Source organism: Clostridioides mangenotii TR, assembly GCF_000498755.1.
In the GTDB taxonomy this organism is placed as follows: Bacteria; Bacillota; Clostridia; order Peptostreptococcales; family Peptostreptococcaceae; genus Metaclostridioides; species Metaclostridioides mangenotii_A.
The window spans coordinates 42,112-59,806 of sequence record NZ_AXUS01000017.1; the positions used below are offsets into that span (position 1 = coordinate 42,112).

A 17,695-nucleotide genomic window follows, 5' to 3' on the forward strand; every position below is an offset into this window, starting at 1 on the left:
TCGATTAAGGATATCATAAGGAGGAAGGACCATGGAAAGAAAATTTCCTTTGGAGAGAACAAGGAACATAGGAATCATGGCTCATATAGATGCAGGTAAAACAACGACTACTGAAAGAATCCTGTTTTATACTGGGCAAACTCATAAAATAGGGGAGACTCATGAAGGGGCTTCTCAAATGGACTGGATGGAGCAAGAGAAGGAGAGAGGTATAACAATTACTTCTGCCGCTACTACTGCTACATGGAAAGACCATAGAATAAATGTTATAGATACTCCAGGACACGTGGACTTTACAGTTGAGGTTGAAAGATCTCTTAGAGTTCTTGATGGTGCAGTTGCAGTATTCTGTGCTAAGAGTGGGGTTGAACCTCAATCTGAGAACGTATGGAGACAAGCAGAAACTTACGGAGTACCAAGAATAGCGTTTGTAAATAAAATGGATAGAACAGGTGCGGACTTCCTAAATGTTGTAAGCATGATGAAGGATAGATTAGCATCAAATGCTGTTCCACTACAATTACCAATAGGTAAAGAGGATTACTTTACAGGTATTGTTGATTTAATAGAAATGAACGCAGTTATATACAAAGACGATTTAGGTGTTGATATGGAAATAACTGAGATACCTGAAGACTTAAAAGATATGGCAGCTGAGTATAGAGAAAAATTAGTTGAAGCTACTGCTGAGACTGATGAAGACTTAATGCTTAAATACCTTGAAGGTGAAGAAATCACTAATGATGAATTAAATGTTGCAATAAGAAAAGCTACGATAGCTTGTGAAATGAATCCTGTTTTCTGTGGGACTGCTTACAGAAATAAAGGTGTTCAGTTACTTATAGATGCTGTTTTAGCTTATTTACCAGCTCCAACTGATATAGCTTCTATAAAAGGTATATTACCAGATGGAGAAGAAGCAGAAAGACATTCTTCTGATGAAGAGCCATTTTCAGCTCTTGCGTTCAAAATAATGACTGACCCATTCGTAGGTAAATTAGCATTCTTCAGAGTTTACTCTGGAACTCTAGATTCTGGATCTTATGTTCTTAACTCAACTAAAAACAAAAGAGAAAGAATAGGTCGTATATTACAAATGCATGCGAACACTAGAGAAGAAATAACAAAAGTATTTGCGGGAGATATAGCAGCTGCTGTTGGTCTTAAAGATACTACAACAGGTGACTCTTTATGTGATGCTTCTGCGCCAATAATACTAGAATCAATGGAATTCCCTGAACCAGTTATAGATGTTGCCATAGAGCCTAAATCAAAAGCTGCTCAAGAAAAAATGGGTGTTGCTCTTCAAAAGCTTGCTGAAGAGGATCCAACTTTCAGAGTTAGAAGTGATAAGGAAACAGGACAAACTATAATCGGTGGTATGGGTGAGCTTCACCTAGAGGTTATCGTTGATAGACTTCTTAGAGAATTCAAAGTTGAAGCCAATGTTGGTGATCCACAAGTTGCCTATAGAGAAACTATTACTCAGCCAGTTGATGTTGAGCATAAGTACTCTAAACAATCAGGTGGTAGAGGTCAATACGGACACGTTAAGATCAGAGTTAATCCACTTGAGCCAGGTGAAGGATACAAATTCGAAAACAAAACTGTTGGAGGATCTGTGCCTAAAGAGTATGTTGGACCAGTTGATCAAGGTATCCAAGGAGCAATGCACGCAGGTGTTATAGCAGGATATCCAGTTGTAGATATTGGTGTTGAACTATACGACGGATCTTACCATGAGGTTGACTCTTCAGAGATGGCCTTTAAAATGGCAGGTTCTATGGCATTCAAAGATGCTCTTAAGAAAGGTAATTCAGTACTTCTTGAGCCTTACTTCAAGGTTGAAGTTGTTACTCCAGAGGATTACATGGGAGACGTTATGGGTGACTTAAACTCAAGAAGAGGATTAATCCAAGGAATGGAAGCTAGAAGCGGTGCTCAAGTTATAAACGCATTCGTTCCACTTTCAGAAATGTTTGGATACTCTACAGATCTTAGATCTGCAACTCAAGGTCGTGCGACATATACTATGATATTCGACCATTATGAGCAAGTTCCATCTTCTGTAGCTAAGAAAATAGCTGAAGGAAGACAAGGATAATAAAGTTATTAAATTTTTAATATAAAATATAGATAAAAATCTAAAAACAATGGCTAGGTGGTCAAAATCACCTAGCATGTAAATAAAGGGAGGAAAGTAAAAATGGCTAAAGCTAAATACGAAAGAACTAAGCCGCACGTTAATATAGGAACTATAGGTCACGTTGACCACGGTAAAACTACTTTAACTGCAGCTATAACTAAAACATTACATGCTAGATATCAATTAGGAGAAGCAGTAGACTTCGCTAATATAGATAAAGCTCCAGAAGAAAGAGAAAGAGGAATCACAATATCTACAACTCACGTTGAGTATGAAACTCCAAACAGACACTACGCTCACGTTGACTGCCCAGGACATGCTGACTACGTTAAAAACATGATCACAGGAGCAGCACAAATGGACGGTGCTATATTAGTTGTTTCTGCAACTGATGGACCAATGCCTCAAACAAGAGAGCATATAGTACTTTCAAGACAAGTTGGTGTACCATACATCGTTGTATTCTTAAACAAATGCGACATGGTAGACGACGAAGAATTATTAGAGTTAGTTGAAATGGAAGTTAGAGATCTATTATCAGAGTATGACTTCCCAGGAGATGATACTCCGATAGTTAAAGGATCAGCTTTAATGGCTCTTGAAGATCCAGATAGCGAGTGGGGAGACAAAATAGTTGACTTATTCGAGCAAATAGATGAGTATATACCATCTCCAGAAAGAGATATAGACAAAGATTTCTTAATGCCAGTTGAGGACGTATTCTCTATAACAGGTAGAGGTACAGTTGCTACAGGTAGAGTTGAGAGAGGAATACTTAAAGTTCAAGACGAAGTAGATCTAGTAGGTCTTTCAGAAGCTCCAAGAAAGTTAATTGTAACTGGAGTAGAGATGTTTAGAAAATTACTAGACCAAGCTCAAGCTGGAGATAACATAGGAGCTCTTTTAAGAGGAATCCAAAGAGATGAGATAGAAAGAGGACAAGTTCTTTGTAAAGCTGGTTCTGTAAAAGCTCACACTAAATTCACAGCAGAAGTATACGTTCTTAAAAAAGAAGAGGGTGGAAGACATACTCCATTCTTCGATGGATACAGACCACAATTTTACTTAAGAACAACTGACGTAACAGGTGCTTGTAAATTACCAGATGGAATAGAAATGGTAATGCCTGGAGATAACGTAACAATGGAAGTAGACTTAATCAACTCAATCGCGGTAGAAGAAGGACAAAGATTCGCGATAAGAGAAGGTGGAAGAACAGTTGCTTCAGGAGTTGTTGTTTCTATAATGGAATAATTTAATTTTAAATAATTAATTATCCAATTAAACTAAAACAATATACAACTAAGTATATAATATAGAGGGGGTTGGACTTGGAAGTAATGTAATTTGCTTGTTAGTTCGATCCCTTTTTATTTTATATATGTAGCTGGTAAAACTAGAACCTAGGATTTAAAAATTGTTGACAATAATCTTTAAAACGTTTATACTTATTTAGTGTTTAAAACGGATAAAGTCGAGTTCGTTACTCGATTATAATTATTTAAAAAAAGATTAAAAAAAGGTTGTAATATTGTCGGTTTTCGTTTAAAATATAATGGTATGCTAAAAAGAGGCAATATGTTAAGCAGCACCGGTAAGATGCAATTTAAAAATTGTGTTTAAGAAATTACAACACACCCGGATCAGTTTATCGGGGAAAATTGCTCGAGACGGAAACAAACAATCGAAGAAGGAGGGAAAAGAAAATGGCTAAGAAGGAACAAATAAGAATAAAGCTAAAGTCATATGATCACAAATTATTAGATTTTTCAGCTGGCAAAATAGTAGATACTGTTAAAAAAGCTGGTTCACAAGTTTCAGGACCTGTGCCACTACCAACAGAGAAACAAATTATTACAATACTAAGAGCTGTGCATAAGTACAAAGACTCTAGAGAGCAATTTGAAATTAGAACTCACAAGAGATTAATAGACATTGCTAACCCAACACCAAAAACTGTAGATTCATTAATGAGATTGGATTTACCAGCAGGTGTTGATATAGAAATAAAACTGTAAGACACGAAAGACACCTAAGATATTATCCTATAAGGTAATAATCTTAGAATGATTACTTATAAGTAATCCGCTGTAAGAATTATAGGAGGTGCTAATATGAATGGAATATTAGGGAAAAAAATAGGTATGACACAAGTATTCACTGAGGGTGGAGTTGTAATACCAGTAACTGCTATAGAAGCAGGACCAGTAGTTGTAACACAAATCAAAACAGTTGATAAAGATGGTTATAACGCTATACAAGTTGGTTATCAAGAAGCTAAAGAGAAATCTTTAAACAAACCACAAAAAGGTCACTTAGCTGCTGCTAATACTTTAAAGAAACACCTAAAAGAATTCAGAGTAGATTCAGTTGATGGATTTGAAGTAGGTCAAGAGCTTAAAGCTGATGTGTTAGAAGAAGGAATAAAAGTAGACGTATGTGGTATATCTAAAGGTAAAGGGTTCCAAGGCCCAATAAAGAGACATGGTCAAAGTAGAGGTCCTGAATCACATGGTTCTAGATATCACAGAAGACCAGGATCTATGGGAGCGGCTTCTTATCCAGGTAGAGTATTTAAAAACAAAAAACTTGCTGGACACATGGGTAGTGTTAGAGTAACAATCCAAAACTTAGAGCTTGTAAGAGTAGACGCTGACAAGAATTTAATCTTAGTTAAGGGTGCTATACCAGGACCAAAAGGTTCAGTAGTAACTATAAAAACAGCTATAAAAAGCTCTAATTAATTGACTCAAAGAGAAAGGAGGAATAACAATGCCAAAATTAAACGTACTTAATGTTGCTGGGCAAAACGTTGGAGAAATAGAATTAACTGATACTATATTTAATGTAGAAGTTAATGAGCATATATTATACGAAGTTGTAAAAAATCAATTAGCAAACAAGAGACAAGGTAACCAATCAGCTAAGACAAGATCAGAAGTTAGAGGCGGAGGAAGAAAACCTTGGAGACAAAAAGGAACAGGTAGAGCAAGACAAGGTTCTACTAGATCTGTACAATGGGTAGGTGGAGGAGTTGCTTTTGCACCTAAGCCAAGAAGTTACAGATACACTTTACCTAAGAAGGTAAGAAGATTAGCTATGAAGAGTGCTTTAACAACTAAAGTTCAAAATAGCGAAATAATAATACTTGATCAATTAAACATGGACGCTCCAAAAACTAAAGAGTTCGCGCAAATATTAAAAAATATAAACGCTAACAGAAAAGCTTTAGTTGTAACAGCTGAGAAAAACGAAAATGTTATAAAATCAGCTAGAAATATAGAGGGTGTTCAAACTAGTTTAGTAAATACACTAAATGTTTATGATATATTAAAGTATGATTCATTTATAATCACTACAGATGCAGTTAAAAAAGTGGAGGAGGTGTACGCATAATGACTAATCCACATGATATAGTTATAAAACCTGTCGTTACTGAAAGAAGTATGGAAGAGATGGGCGAAAAGAAATATACTTTTGTTGTTGCAAAGACTGCAAACAAAACTGAAATAAAAAAAGCAGTAGAAAAAATATTCGGAGTTGACGTTGATAAAGTAAATACACTTAACTACGATGGAAAAATGAAAAGAATGGGTAAAACAGAAGGAAGAACAACAGGATTCAAGAAGGCAGTTGTTAAGTTAGCTGCAGAGAGCAAAGAAATAGAGTTTTTCCAAGGAATGTAATATCCTAGTAAAAAAAGGAGGGAAATCATATGGCTATTAAAAAGTTTAGACCTACTTCTCCTGCCTTAAGACAGATGACAGTTGTAATTTCTGATGACATAACAACTAATCAACCAGAGAAATCTCTTTTAGTTTCGCTAAAAAAGAATTCTGGTAGAAATGCTCACGGAAAGATAACTATCCGTCACAGAGGTGGAGGACAAAAGAGAAAATACAGAATAATAGATTTTAAAAGAAATAAAGATGGAATACCTGCTAAGGTATCCACTATAGAATACGATCCAAACAGAACAGCTAATATAGCACTTTTAAACTACTCAGATGGTGAAAAGAGATATATACTAGCTCCAGTTGGAATAAAAGTTGGAGACACATTATTATCAGGGCAAGGTGCGGATATTAAACCAGGAAACTGTTTAGCATTCAAAGACCTACCAGTTGGTACTGTTGTTCACAATATAGAGTTAAAACCTGGTAAAGGTGCCCAATTAGTTAGATCTGCAGGAGTTTCTGCACAGTTCATGGCTAAAGAAGGTAAAAAAGCACTTCTTAGATTACCATCAGGTGAAATGAGATACGTAAGTGTTGAATGTAAAGCTACTATAGGACAAGTTGGAAATACTGAACACGGAAACGAAGTAATCGGTAAAGCCGGTAGAAAAAGACATATGGGTATCAGACCTACAGTAAGAGGATCTGTAATGAATCCTAACGACCATCCACACGGTGGAGGGGAAGGTAGATCTCCAATAGGTAGACCGTCTCCTGTTACTCCATGGGGTAAACCAGCTCTTGGATACAAAACTAGAAAGAAAAATAAAGCTTCTAATAAGTTAATCGTATCAGGAAGAACGAAGTAATAATATTTTTACCGGAAAGGAGGACTTTAAATGTCAAGATCAACTAAAAAAGGACCTTTTGTCCATGCGAGACTTCTAAAAAAAATAGAAAACATGAACGCTAGCGGTAACAAAGAAGTTATCAAGACTTGGTCAAGATCTTCAACAATATTCCCACAAATGGTTGAGCATACAATTGCTGTTCACGATGGAAGAAAACACATTCCAGTTTTCGTAACTGAGGATATGGTTGGACATAAGTTAGGCGAGTTCGTGTCTACAAGAACTTTCAGAGGACATAAAGACGACGAAAAGTCTAATAAAAGAAAATAATTAAGTTAGATTTGAGAAAGGAGGAATTCAAAAATGGCTAAAAAGCAAGTAGAAGTGGAAGTAGAAAAAAAAGCAATAGCTACTGCGAAATACGTACGAGTAACTGCTAGAAAAGCTGGTGAAGTATGTGAGCTTGTAAGAGGGAAAGACGTAAACGAAGCTTTAGCGATATTAAAGTATACTCCAAGAAAAGCTGCTACAATATTAGCTAAAGCTGTTAAATCAGCAAAGGCTAATGCAGAAAACAACCACGAAATGGACGTGGATAATTTATATATAGCATCAATAGTTGCAAACCAAGGACCAACTATGAAGAGATTCATGCCTAGAGCTATGGGTCGTGCTACTACAATTAGAAAAAGAACTTCTCATATAGAGGTAGTTGTTAAGGAAAAGAATAATAAGTAGATAGGAGGGATAGTAAATGGGTCAAAAGGTTAATCCACACGGACTGAGAGTCGGTGTAATTAAAGATTGGGATTCAAGATGGTTCGCGAATGATAGCAAAGAGTTCGGAAGCTTGTTATTAGAAGACCACAACATACGTAAATTCTTAAAGAAGAGATTATATTCATCTGGAGTTGCGAAAATAGAAATAGAAAGATCAGCTAACAAAATCAAAATGGATTTACACGTTGCTAAGCCTGGTGTAGTTATAGGAAAAGCTGGAGCTGGAATAGAGGCACTAAAAGCTGAACTTGAAAAAATGACTAAGAAAACTATTATAGTTAACATAATCGAAGTTAGAAATACAGACAAAAATGCACAATTAGTTGCTGAGAATGTTGCATTAGCTATAGAAAGAAGGGTAGCCTTCAGAAGAGCGATGAAACAAGCTATACAAAGAGCAATGAAATCTGGAGCAAAAGGTATAAAAATATCTACTTCAGGAAGAGTTGGTGGAGCTGAGATGGCCAGAACTGAAGGATACAGTGAAGGAAATGTGCCACTGCATACTTTAAGAGCTGACATAGACTATGGTTTTGCTGAAGCTAACACAACTTACGGAAAAATCGGTGTAAAAGTTTGGATATGTCACGGTGAAATATTACCAAGCAAAGACGGATTTAACCCTAGAGTTAAAGAAGAAAGAAAAGACAACAGAAGAAACGACAGAAGAGATAATAAAAGAAACACTAGAGGAAATGATAGAGGTAACTACAGAGGACAAAAACCTCAAGGACAAAGACCTCAAGGATCAAGACCTCAAGGACAAAGAACTGAAAACAAAGGAAACTAATAATAAGTAAGGTTCGAGGAAGGAGGAAAGATACTCATGTTAATGCCAAAAAGAGTAAAGCGTCGTAGAGTTCATAGAGGAAGCTTAGCAGGTAAAGCTCAAAAAGGTAACACAGTTAGTTACGGTGAGTATGGTTTAGTTGCTTTAGAAGCTTCATGGATAACTTCTAACCAAATAGAAGCAGCCAGAATAGCGATGACTAGATATATAAAAAGAGGGGGTAAGGTTTGGATAAAGATATTCCCTCACAAACCAGTAACAAGAAAACCTGCAGAGACTCGTATGGGTGCCGGTAAAGGTTCACCAGAGTATTGGGTAGCTGTAGTTAAGCCAGGAAGAGTAATGTTTGAATTAGCAGGTGTACCAGAGGACAAAGCTAGAGAGGCTATGAGACTTGCTATGCACAAGTTACCAATAAAATGTAAATTCGTTAAAAAAGAAGATTTAGAAGTAAAGGGTGGTGAATAGGATGAAAGCTAAAGAACTAAGAGATTTAACAAGTGAAGAGCTTCTAAGTAAATTAGACGACTTCAAAAGCGAACTATTTAGCTTAAGATTCCAATTAGCTACTGGTCAATTAGAGAACACATCTAGAATAAAGTTTGTTAAGAAAGATATAGCAAAAGTAAAGACTGTTCTTGCTGAAAGAAAGTTAAACGAAACTAGAGCTTAAATTGGAAAGGAGGCTTTTAAACATGGAAAGAAATAGTAGAAAAGTTAGAGTAGGCCGTGTTGTTAGTGATAAAATGGATAAAACTATAGTTGTTGCTGTAGAAGACTTCGTACGTCATCCATTATACAATAAACGTGTTAAGAGAACTAAAAAGTTTAAAGCACATGATGAGAAGAATATATGTAACATCGGAGATAGAGTAAGAATAATGGAAACTAGACCTTTATCTAAAGATAAGAGATTTAGATTAGTTGAAGTTGTAGAGAAGGTTAAATAGTTTTTGAAGAAGGAGGGATTACGATATGATACAACAAGAATCACGTCTAAGAGTAGCTGATAACTCAGGTGCAAAAGAAATATTGTGTATACGTGTTTTAGGTGGAACTAAGAGAAAATATGCTAATATAGGCGACGTAATTGTTGCAAGTGTTAAAAGTGCAACACCCGGTGGAGTTGTAAAAAAAGGTAAGGTTGTTAGAGCTGTTATAGTTAGAACAAAATCAGGCGTAAGACGTAATGATGGAAGCTACATTTCATTCGACGAGAATGCAGCAGTTATAATAAAAGATGACAAGACTCCAGTAGGGACTCGTATATTCGGGCCTGTTGCTAGAGAGTTAAGAGACAATGAATTTATGAAAATAGTTTCTCTTGCTCCGGAAGTACTATAATTAAGGAGGTGCAATAGGACATGATGCGTGTTAAAAAAGGTGATACAGTTGTTGTTATAGCAGGAAAAGATAAAGGCAAAAAAGGTTTAGTTTTAAACATAGACGTTAAAAACGATAAAGTTTTAGTAGAAGGCGTAAACGTAATAACTAAACATCAAAAGCCAAGCGCTACTAATCAACAAGGTGGAATAATAAATAAAGAAGCTCCAATTCATATATCTAACGTAATGCCATTTGACTCTGAAACTGGAAAAGGTACAAGAGTTAAACACGAAGTTAAGGATGGTAAAAAAGTAAGAGTATCAGTTAAGAGCGGAAAAGAAATATAATATAGCTTGAAAGGAGGGACCTTAAATGGCTTCTAGATTACAAGAAAAATACAATAAAGAAGTTGCTCCTGCTTTAATGGAGAAATTTGGATACAAAAATGTAATGGAAATACCTAAATTAGATAAAATAGTATTAAATATGGGTATAGGCGATGCTAGAGAAAATCCAAAAGGATTAGAGAAAGCTGTTGAAGAGCTACAGTTAATAACAGGACAAAAGCCAGTTATAACAAAAGCTAGAAAATCAGTTGCAAACTTTAAACTTAGAGAAGAGATGCCAATAGGATCAAAAGTTACTTTAAGAGCAGACAAGATGAACTACTTCATGGATAAGTTAGTATCTGTTTCATTACCAAGAGTTAGAGACTTCAGAGGAGTTAACCCTAATTCATTCGACGGTAGAGGAAACTATGCTTTAGGTATAAAGGAACAGTTAATATTCCCTGAGATAGAGTACGATAAGATAGACAAAGTTAGAGGAATGGATATAATATTTGTTACTACAGCTAAAACAGATGAAGAAGCTCGTGAGTTATTAAAATTATTAGGAATGCCATTTTCTAAGTAGGTAAAGGAGGGATTCCAATGGCTAGAAAAGCAATGGTTGTTAAACAACAAAGAAAACAAAAGTACTCAACTAGAGAGTATACTAGATGTAGTATATGCGGAAGACCACATGCAGTACTTAAAAAGTTCGGTATATGCCGTATATGCTTTAGAGAATTAGCTTACAAAGGCGAAATACCTGGCGTAAGAAAAGCAAGCTGGTAGAGTTCGATTATAATGGAAGGAGGGTTACAATATGACAATGACAGATCCGATAGCAGATATGCTGACTCGTGTAAGAAACGCTAATATGGTTAAGCATGAAACTGTTGATGTTCCTGCCTCTAATATGAAGAAAGAAATCGCTAGAATCTTATTAGAAGAAGGATTCATTAGAGGTTATGATGTTATAGAAGATGGTAAGCAAGGAATAATAAGAATCCAATTAAAATACGGGCAAGAGGGCGAGAGAGTTATACAAGGACTTAAGAAAATATCTAAGCCTGGTATGAGAGTTTACGCTGGTAATAATGAGATCCCAAAAGTATTAAACGGATTAGGAATATCAGTTATATCTACTTCAAAAGGGATATTAACTGACAAGCAAGCTAGAAAAGAAAATGTTGGTGGAGAAGTAGTCTGCTACGTTTGGTAATTAATATAACGATGTAAGGAGGTGCGACCATGTCTAGAATAGGTTTAAAGCCAATAGAAATCCCAGCAGGAGTTGAAGTTACAATAGCTGAAGGAAATTTAGTTACTGTTAAGGGACCTAAAGGAAGCTTAGTTCAAAAATTAAGCGATGAAATGAACGTTAAAAAAGAAGATAATATTATCGTGGTTGAAAGACCAACTGAGAATAAAAAACATAAATCTTTACATGGATTAACTAGAACGTTAATCAACAATATGGTTGTTGGTGTAAGTACTGGTTATGAAAAGAAATTAATACTTAAGGGTGTTGGATACAGAGCTCAAAAACAAGGAAAGAAACTTGTTATGAACTTAGGATACTCTCATCCAGTAGAAATGGAAGATCCAGAAGGAATCACTGTTGAGGTTCCAAACCAAACTGAGTTAATAGTTAAAGGTATGGATAAGCAATTAGTAGGAAACTACTCTGCTAAGATTAGAGCTTGGAGAAAGCCTGAGCCATATAAAGGTAAAGGTATAAAATACGATAATGAAGTAATCAGACGTAAAGAGGGTAAAACTGGTAAGAAGTAATACCGGACTTTAAACGTTAGAAAGGAGTGGGCCTGATGATAAAAAAGATTAATAAGAACGAAAATAGACTTCAAAGACATAAGAGAGTTCGTAAGAAAGTTTCTGGAACTACAGCTAGACCAAGATTATGTGTATTCAGAAGTTCTAAAAATATATACGCTCAAATAATTGACGATACTAACAGAGTTACTGTAGTATCAGCATCATCTTTAGACGCGGATGTTAAAGGTGCTGTTAATTATGCAGGTAACAAAGAAGCTGCTAAAAAGGTTGGAGAAGCAGTTGCAAAGAAAGCAATAGAAAAAGGAATCACTGATGTAGTATTTGACAGAGGTGGATATATATATCACGGTAGAGTACAAGAATTAGCTGAAGGTGCTAGAGAAGCTGGTCTTAAGTTCTAATAAAGAAGGAGGGAAAAATACATGCAACGTCGTAAACTTATAGATGTATCTCAACTTGAATTACAAGAGAGAGTTGTTGAAATAAGACGTGTTACTAAAGTTGTTAAAGGTGGTAGAAACTTTAGATTCGCAGCGTTAGTAGTTGTTGGTGACGAAAACGGACACGTTGGTATCGGTGCTGGAAAAGCAATGGAAGTACCAGATGCTATAAAAAAAGCGGTTGAAGACGCTAAGAAAAACCTTATAGTAGTACCAATGGTTGGAACTACAATTCCTCACGAAGTTCACGGACACTTCGGAGCTGGTAAGATACTTATAATGCCTGCTAAAGAGGGTACAGGTACAATAGCTGGGGGACCTGCTAGAGCCGTACTTGAGTTGGCTGGACTTAAAGATGTTAGAGCAAAATCACTAGGTACTAATAACCCTAGAAACATGGTTAATGCTACTATAGAAGGTCTAAAGTCTCTTAAAACAGCTGAAGATATCGCGAAACTTAGAGGTAAATCAGTTGAAGAACTTCTAGGGTAAGGAGGTAATACAATGTCTAAATTACAGATAAAATTAGCTAAAAGCGTTATAGGAACTAATCAGAAACAAAGAAAAAACGTTGAAGCACTTGGTCTTAGAAAAAGAGAGCAAGTAGTTATAAAAGAAGATAGCCCTCAAATAAGAGGAATGATAAATAAAGTAAGTCACTTATTAGAAGTAACTGAAATAGCTGAATAATTTTTTAAATTAATGTAAGGAGGTGTAATCCATGAAACTACATGAGTTAAAACCTGCTGAAGGTGCAGTGAAAGCTAAGAAAAGATTAGGTAGAGGTACTGCAACTGGTCAAGGGAAGACTTCAGGTCGTGGACAAAAAGGTCAAAACTCTCGTTCTGGCGGTGGAGTTAGAGTAGGATTCGAAGGTGGTCAAATGCCACTAGCAAGAAGAATACCTAAGAGAGGGTTCACTAATATATTTAAAAAACAATACAACGAAATAAACGTTGATGTTTTAAATAAATTTGAGAACGGAACAGAAGTAACAGCCGAGCTTTTAAAATCTACTAAAACTATCAAGAAGATAGAAAAAGATGGTATAAAGATTTTAGGTGAAGGTAATTTAGAGAAAGCTTTAACTATTAAGGCAGCTAAATTTACAGCATCAGCTCAAGAAAAAATAGAAAAGGCTGGCGGTAAAGCAGAGTTAGTTTAATAACCTGCTTATTTACCAGCTGGCACAGGCGAGGTGATTAGGTGTGCTGTCAAATATAAAACAAGCTTTTAAAATCAAAGAGTTAAGAAATAAGATAATATTTACATTTCTGATGATACTTGTTTTTAGAATAGGTGCAACTATACCAGTCCCAGGAATCAACACAAAAATTATACAACAGATGGTTAGCGGTAATAATCTGCTTTCTCTGTATAATATGTTTACAGGTGGAGCATTCAGTAACTTTACGTTATTCGCTCTTGGTATAAGTCCATACATTACGGCATCTATCATAATTCAACTTCTGACAATAGGTTTTGAGAACTTAGCAGAGCTTCAAAAATCAGGAGAAGAAGGTAAGAAAAAAATAGGTAAATACACTAAGTATATAGCTCTAGCTCTTGCCACTTTACAAGCGATAGGTATAACACTTGGTATAGTTAAAAAAGCGTTAGTTACAGATAGTCTATTCTTTATAGTAACTGTAATAATAACACTTATTTCAGCCAGTATGTTACTTATGTGGATTGGTGATAAGATAACTGAAAAGGGCTTAGGAAATGGAAGTTCATTAATCATATTCGTAGGTATTATATCTAGAGTTCCAGTCGATATTATATCTATAACTGGTCAGATTAAATCTGGTCAAATAGCATTATGGATGACTTTAATCCTAGTTGTGGTTGTTTTAATCACAATGTTGGCTGTAACATTTATACAAGAGTCAACTAGAAAAATACCCGTACAGTATGCTAAGAGAGTAGTAGGAAGAAAAATGTATGGAGGACAAAGTTCTCACATACCTATGAAAGTAAACCAATCAGGGGTTATTCCGATAATCTTTGCCAGTTCGCTTTTAGCATTCCCTCAGACAATAGCGTTGTTTGCTGGTCCAAAGGCTCAAGCTTTTGTTAACCAATATATGACTACAGCTACTGAACCAGGTTTTTGGATTACTAGATCTCTTGAAGTTTTACTGATAGTTTTCTTCTCATATTTCTATACTGCTGTATCATTTAATACAGAAGATATTTCAAAGAATATGAAAAATAATGGTGGTTTCATCCCTGGAATAAGACCAGGACAACCAACAATAGATTATTTAAACAGAATATTATCAAGAATAACTTTGGCTGGTGCAACATTTTTAGCTTTAGTAGCTATGGTTCCTGCGTTTATGACACATTATATGCAAATTAATATGAGTTTAGCAGGTACATCATTACTAATAGTTGTTGGGGTTGCCTTAGAGCTTAAGAGACAACTTGAATCAAATTTAGTTATGAGAAGTTACCAAGGTTTTCTTAAATAAATTGGAGATGGGTAAATGAGAATAATATTACTTGGACCTCCTGGTGCTGGAAAAGGGACTCAGGCGGCTAAAATAGTAGAGAATTACAATCTACCTCATATATCAACAGGAGACATATTCAGAATGAATATCAAAGAAGGAACTCCACTTGGAACAAAAGCTAAAGAGTTTATGGATCAAGGATTATTAGTTCCGGATGAGTTGACTGTAGGTTTGGTGACAGACAGAATATCTCAAGATGATTGTAAAGCTGGGTTTATGTTAGATGGATTTCCAAGAAATCTAGCACAAGCTGAACAACTAGATGATTTCTTAAAACAAACTGGTTTAGAGCTTTCAAAAGTGATCAACATAGAGGTTGATAAAGAACTTTTAGTTTCTAGAGCAGTGGGAAGAAGAATATGTAAATCATGTGGTGCAACTTTCCATGTTGAGTTCAATCCTCCTAAAGAGAATGGCGTATGTGATGTATGCCAAGGAGAATTATATCAAAGAGCAGATGATAATGAAGAAACTGTTTCTAAAAGAATACAAGTTTATCTAGATGAAACTAAGCCTCTAGTAGAGTATTACTCTAAACAAGGAGTAGCAGCTTCTATAGACGGCGATCAGTCGATAGATAAAGTATTTGAAGATATTTCTAATTCTTTAGGAAGTGAAAAATAAATGATTATAATAAAATCAAAACAAGAAATAGAGCTTATGAGAGAAGCTGGCAAGATTGTCGCCGATACTCATGAAGTCCTTAGACAGGCTGTTGCTCCTGGTATAACAACTATGGAGTTAGATAAAATAGCTGAAGAAAATATAAAAAAATATAATGCTACACCGTCTTTCAAAGGATACGGAGGTTTTTCAGGAAGTATATGCGCATCTATAAATGAAGAGGTTGTGCATGGTATTCCTGGTAATCGAGTACTTAAAGATGGAGACATTATAAGTTTGGATATCGGAGCTTATTATAAAGGATATCACGGTGATTCTGCAAAGACTCACGGAGTAGGAGTGATATCTGAAGAAGATAGGAAACTAATAGAAGTAACTCGAGAAAGCTTCTATGAAGGAATTAAATTTGCCAGAGTTGGCTATAGATTATCCGATATTTCACATGCTGTTCAGGTTCATGCTGAGAAGCATGGGTATTCATTAGTTAGGGATTTAGTAGGTCACGGAGTCGGAACCGACCTACATGAGGATCCTCAAGTTCCTAATTATGGACCACCAGGAAAAGGACCAAGACTTCAAGAAGGAATGGTCTTAGCTATAGAGCCTATGGTAAATGCCGGCCGTTACCAAGTTAAGACTCTAGCAGATGGGTGGACGACTATAACAGTAGATGGAAAGAAATCAGCTCACTATGAGCATACGATAGCATTGACTTCTGATGAACCTTTAATATTAACGAAGCTGTAGTTTAAAAGTAGGTGAAAATAGTGCTATCAGAAGATTTAAGTGTAGGTCAAGTTGTAAAAGTTTCATCTGGGCGAGACAAAGGTAGATTATTTTTTATAGTAAAGATAGTCGATGATGAATATGTTTTGATTGCTGATGGGAAAAAAAGAAAACTTGTCAAACCTAAACTAAAGAAAGTAAAGCACTTAAAAAAATACAACTTCATAAATGATGAGGTTAATAGAAAAATAATATCTGATCAGGAAATAACGGATTGTTTTTTAAGAGCTGAACTTACTAAGTTAAACTAATGTTTGACTTATTGAAATGGAGGTCTGGTTATTTAATGGCCAAAAAAGATGTTATAGAATTAGAAGGTACAGTCGTAGAAAATTTACCTAACGCTATGTTTAAAGTAAAACTAGAGAATGGACACGAAGTACTTTGTCATTTATCTGGGAAATTAAGAATGAACTTTATAAGAATTCTTGAAGGCGATAAGGTTAATGTTGAACTATCTCCATATGACCTTACAAGAGGAAGAATCACTTGGCGTAAGAAGTAGTAGACTATTAGATATTAGTCTAAGGAGGGATTAAATAATGAAAGTAAGATCATCAGTAAAACCAATATGCGAAAAATGCAAATTAATAAAGAGAAATGGTAAAGTGATGGTAATCTGTGAAAATCCAAAGCATAAGCAAAGACAAGGTTAATAAATTGTTTCTAGCATTTTGTTAAAACATATAGTATAATATTTTATTGTGATGTTTGCGAAATGGTGCTAAAGCGTTTAAAAAAATATGATTTCAGATTATATGATAAACATTTTAACATTTAAAAACTAAGTGTAGGAGGTGCGATTAATGGCAAGAATAGCTGGGGTAGATTTACCTAGAGAAAAAAGAGCAGAAATTGGCTTAACTTATATATACGGTATAGGTAGAGCGACTTCTAATGAAATATTAGCTAAGGCTGGAATAAATCCTGATTCGAGAATAAAAGATTTATCTGAAGACGAAGTTAATAGCTTAAGAAAAATAATTGATGACGATTTCTTAGTTGAAGGTGACTTAAGAAGAGAAATTGCTTTAAATATAAAGAGATTAAGAGATATCAAATGCTATAGAGGTATAAGACACGCTAAAGGTCTTCCGCTAAGAGGACAAAAGACTAAGACTAACGCTAGAACTAGAAAAGGTCCTAAGAAGACAGTATCTCGTAAAAAGAAAAAATAATTAAACAATAACTGGATGAAGGAGGGAAAATGTAAAATGGCTAAACCAAAAAAGAAAGTTACACGTGTTAGAAGAAAAGAACGTAAAAACATAGAACGCGGTCATGCGCATATACAATCTACTTTTAACAACACAATAATAACTCTAACAGACGTTCACGGGAACGCTTTATCTTGGGCTAGTTCAGGACAATTAGGGTTCAAAGGTTCAAGAAAATCAACTCCATTCGCATCTCAAATGGCTGCAGAGACTGCTGCTAAAGCTGCAATGGAACACGGTTTAAAGAGTGTTGAAGTATTCGTTAAAGGTCCAGGTTCTGGAAGAGAAGCTGCAATAAGAGCTTTACAAGCTACAGGACTAGAGGTAACAATGATAAAAGACGTTACTCCAATTCCTCATAATGGATGTAGACCACCAAAGAGAAGAAGAGTTTAATTTATATAGATAATAGGAGG

The 17,695-nt window shown here is 35.3% G+C and carries 31 protein-coding genes; all 31 read left to right on the forward strand.

Annotated features, from left to right (window positions below):
• Positions 1-31: 31 nt before the first annotated feature.
• The 31 genes from fusA to rpsK all read left to right on the forward strand — a co-directional run bounded on the left by fusA (position 32) and on the right by rpsK (position 17,675).
• Positions 32-2,104 (forward strand): elongation factor G, encoded by a 2,073-nt coding sequence (gene fusA / locus T473_RS0109875; protein ID WP_024621754.1) that lies wholly within the window; start codon positions 32-34, stop codon positions 2,102-2,104.
• A gap of 102 nt (positions 2,105-2,206) precedes the next feature.
• The gene (gene tuf, locus T473_RS0109880) at positions 2,207-3,400 is read left to right on the forward strand and encodes an elongation factor Tu (RefSeq protein WP_024621755.1); all 1,194 of its coding nucleotides are present in this window, start codon (positions 2,207-2,209) and stop codon (positions 3,398-3,400) included.
• 452 nt (positions 3,401-3,852) lie between these two features.
• Positions 3,853-4,164: a 30S ribosomal protein S10 gene (rpsJ, locus tag T473_RS0109885; RefSeq protein ID WP_024621756.1), complete on the forward strand. Its 312-nt coding sequence runs from the start codon at positions 3,853-3,855 to the stop codon at positions 4,162-4,164.
• Between the two features lie 96 nt (positions 4,165-4,260).
• A complete protein-coding gene (rplC, locus tag T473_RS0109890; RefSeq protein ID WP_024621757.1) occupies positions 4,261-4,890 on the forward strand; it encodes a 50S ribosomal protein L3 in 630 nt (209 codons plus the stop codon).
• A 28-nt stretch (positions 4,891-4,918) separates the two neighbouring features.
• Complete coding sequence (gene rplD, locus T473_RS0109895; RefSeq protein WP_024621758.1) at positions 4,919-5,542, forward strand: 50S ribosomal protein L4; 624 nt, start codon at positions 4,919-4,921, stop codon at positions 5,540-5,542.
• The gene (gene rplW / locus T473_RS0109900) at positions 5,542-5,832 is read left to right on the forward strand and encodes a 50S ribosomal protein L23 (protein ID WP_024621759.1); all 291 of its coding nucleotides are present in this window, start codon (positions 5,542-5,544) and stop codon (positions 5,830-5,832) included. Before rplD ends, rplW begins: the two co-directional genes overlap by 1 nt.
• Before the next feature lie 29 nt (positions 5,833-5,861).
• Positions 5,862-6,692, forward strand: coding sequence for a 50S ribosomal protein L2 (gene rplB, locus T473_RS0109905; RefSeq protein WP_024621760.1), 831 nt, complete (start codon positions 5,862-5,864; stop codon positions 6,690-6,692).
• A 30-nt stretch (positions 6,693-6,722) separates the two neighbouring features.
• Positions 6,723-7,004: a 30S ribosomal protein S19 gene (gene rpsS / locus T473_RS0109910; protein ID WP_024621761.1), complete on the forward strand. Its 282-nt coding sequence runs from the start codon at positions 6,723-6,725 to the stop codon at positions 7,002-7,004.
• Between the two features lie 33 nt (positions 7,005-7,037).
• Complete coding sequence (gene rplV, locus T473_RS0109915) at positions 7,038-7,412, forward strand: 50S ribosomal protein L22 (protein ID WP_038300474.1); 375 nt, start codon at positions 7,038-7,040, stop codon at positions 7,410-7,412.
• 16 nt (positions 7,413-7,428) lie between these two features.
• On the forward strand, positions 7,429-8,244 hold the full coding sequence (rpsC, locus tag T473_RS0109920) for a 30S ribosomal protein S3 (protein ID WP_024621763.1): 816 nt from the start codon (positions 7,429-7,431) through the stop codon (positions 8,242-8,244).
• Between the two features lie 36 nt (positions 8,245-8,280).
• A complete protein-coding gene (rplP, locus tag T473_RS0109925; protein ID WP_024621764.1) occupies positions 8,281-8,712 on the forward strand; it encodes a 50S ribosomal protein L16 in 432 nt (143 codons plus the stop codon).
• Position 8,713: 1 nt separating this feature from the next.
• On the forward strand, positions 8,714-8,917 hold the full coding sequence (gene rpmC, locus T473_RS0109930; protein ID WP_024621765.1) for a 50S ribosomal protein L29: 204 nt from the start codon (positions 8,714-8,716) through the stop codon (positions 8,915-8,917).
• Positions 8,918-8,939: 22 nt separating this feature from the next.
• On the forward strand, positions 8,940-9,194 hold the full coding sequence (gene rpsQ / locus T473_RS0109935) for a 30S ribosomal protein S17 (RefSeq protein ID WP_024621766.1): 255 nt from the start codon (positions 8,940-8,942) through the stop codon (positions 9,192-9,194).
• Between the two features lie 25 nt (positions 9,195-9,219).
• A complete protein-coding gene (rplN, locus tag T473_RS0109940) occupies positions 9,220-9,588 on the forward strand; it encodes a 50S ribosomal protein L14 (RefSeq protein ID WP_024621767.1) in 369 nt (122 codons plus the stop codon).
• Between the two features lie 23 nt (positions 9,589-9,611).
• Positions 9,612-9,917, forward strand: a complete 306-nt coding sequence (rplX, locus tag T473_RS0109945; protein WP_024621768.1) for a 50S ribosomal protein L24 — start codon at positions 9,612-9,614, stop codon at positions 9,915-9,917.
• Between the two features lie 25 nt (positions 9,918-9,942).
• On the forward strand, positions 9,943-10,485 hold the full coding sequence (gene rplE / locus T473_RS0109950) for a 50S ribosomal protein L5 (protein ID WP_024621769.1): 543 nt from the start codon (positions 9,943-9,945) through the stop codon (positions 10,483-10,485).
• 17 nt (positions 10,486-10,502) lie between these two features.
• Entirely contained in the window at positions 10,503-10,688 is a 186-nt protein-coding gene (locus T473_RS0109955; RefSeq protein WP_024621770.1) for a type Z 30S ribosomal protein S14, read from the forward strand.
• 31 nt (positions 10,689-10,719) lie between these two features.
• Positions 10,720-11,118 (forward strand): 30S ribosomal protein S8, encoded by a 399-nt coding sequence (rpsH, locus tag T473_RS0109960; protein ID WP_024621771.1) that lies wholly within the window; start codon positions 10,720-10,722, stop codon positions 11,116-11,118.
• Between the two features lie 29 nt (positions 11,119-11,147).
• Positions 11,148-11,690, forward strand: a complete 543-nt coding sequence (gene rplF / locus T473_RS0109965) for a 50S ribosomal protein L6 (protein ID WP_024621772.1) — start codon at positions 11,148-11,150, stop codon at positions 11,688-11,690.
• Positions 11,691-11,725: 35 nt separating this feature from the next.
• The gene (gene rplR / locus T473_RS0109970) at positions 11,726-12,094 is read left to right on the forward strand and encodes a 50S ribosomal protein L18 (protein WP_024621773.1); all 369 of its coding nucleotides are present in this window, start codon (positions 11,726-11,728) and stop codon (positions 12,092-12,094) included.
• Between the two features lie 21 nt (positions 12,095-12,115).
• Positions 12,116-12,625 carry a 30S ribosomal protein S5 gene (rpsE, locus tag T473_RS0109975; RefSeq protein WP_024621774.1) on the forward strand — a complete coding sequence of 170 codons (510 nt, stop codon included), beginning with the start codon at positions 12,116-12,118 and terminating at the stop codon, positions 12,623-12,625.
• Positions 12,626-12,637: 12 nt separating this feature from the next.
• A complete protein-coding gene (rpmD, locus tag T473_RS0109980) occupies positions 12,638-12,823 on the forward strand; it encodes a 50S ribosomal protein L30 (protein WP_024621775.1) in 186 nt (61 codons plus the stop codon).
• 31 nt (positions 12,824-12,854) lie between these two features.
• On the forward strand, positions 12,855-13,298 hold the full coding sequence (gene rplO / locus T473_RS0109985) for a 50S ribosomal protein L15 (protein ID WP_024621776.1): 444 nt from the start codon (positions 12,855-12,857) through the stop codon (positions 13,296-13,298).
• A gap of 43 nt (positions 13,299-13,341) precedes the next feature.
• On the forward strand, positions 13,342-14,610 hold the full coding sequence (gene secY / locus T473_RS0109990; RefSeq protein WP_024621777.1) for a preprotein translocase subunit SecY: 1,269 nt from the start codon (positions 13,342-13,344) through the stop codon (positions 14,608-14,610).
• Positions 14,611-14,625: 15 nt separating this feature from the next.
• On the forward strand, positions 14,626-15,276 hold the full coding sequence (locus T473_RS0109995) for an adenylate kinase (protein ID WP_024621778.1): 651 nt from the start codon (positions 14,626-14,628) through the stop codon (positions 15,274-15,276).
• Positions 15,277-16,023 carry a type I methionyl aminopeptidase gene (gene map, locus T473_RS0110000; RefSeq protein WP_024621779.1) on the forward strand — a complete coding sequence of 249 codons (747 nt, stop codon included), beginning with the start codon at positions 15,277-15,279 and terminating at the stop codon, positions 16,021-16,023.
• 20 nt (positions 16,024-16,043) lie between these two features.
• Entirely contained in the window at positions 16,044-16,313 is a 270-nt protein-coding gene (locus T473_RS0110005; protein WP_024621780.1) for a KOW domain-containing RNA-binding protein, read from the forward strand.
• Positions 16,314-16,348: 35 nt separating this feature from the next.
• Positions 16,349-16,567, forward strand: a complete 219-nt coding sequence (infA, locus tag T473_RS0110010) for a translation initiation factor IF-1 (RefSeq protein WP_024621781.1) — start codon at positions 16,349-16,351, stop codon at positions 16,565-16,567.
• A gap of 37 nt (positions 16,568-16,604) precedes the next feature.
• Positions 16,605-16,718 (forward strand): 50S ribosomal protein L36, encoded by a 114-nt coding sequence (rpmJ, locus tag T473_RS0110015; protein WP_024621782.1) that lies wholly within the window; start codon positions 16,605-16,607, stop codon positions 16,716-16,718.
• A 150-nt stretch (positions 16,719-16,868) separates the two neighbouring features.
• Positions 16,869-17,240: a 30S ribosomal protein S13 gene (rpsM, locus tag T473_RS0110020; protein ID WP_024621783.1), complete on the forward strand. Its 372-nt coding sequence runs from the start codon at positions 16,869-16,871 to the stop codon at positions 17,238-17,240.
• 36 nt (positions 17,241-17,276) lie between these two features.
• Positions 17,277-17,675 (forward strand): 30S ribosomal protein S11, encoded by a 399-nt coding sequence (gene rpsK, locus T473_RS0110025; RefSeq protein WP_024621784.1) that lies wholly within the window; start codon positions 17,277-17,279, stop codon positions 17,673-17,675.
• The last annotated feature ends 20 nt before the right edge of the window (positions 17,676-17,695 follow it).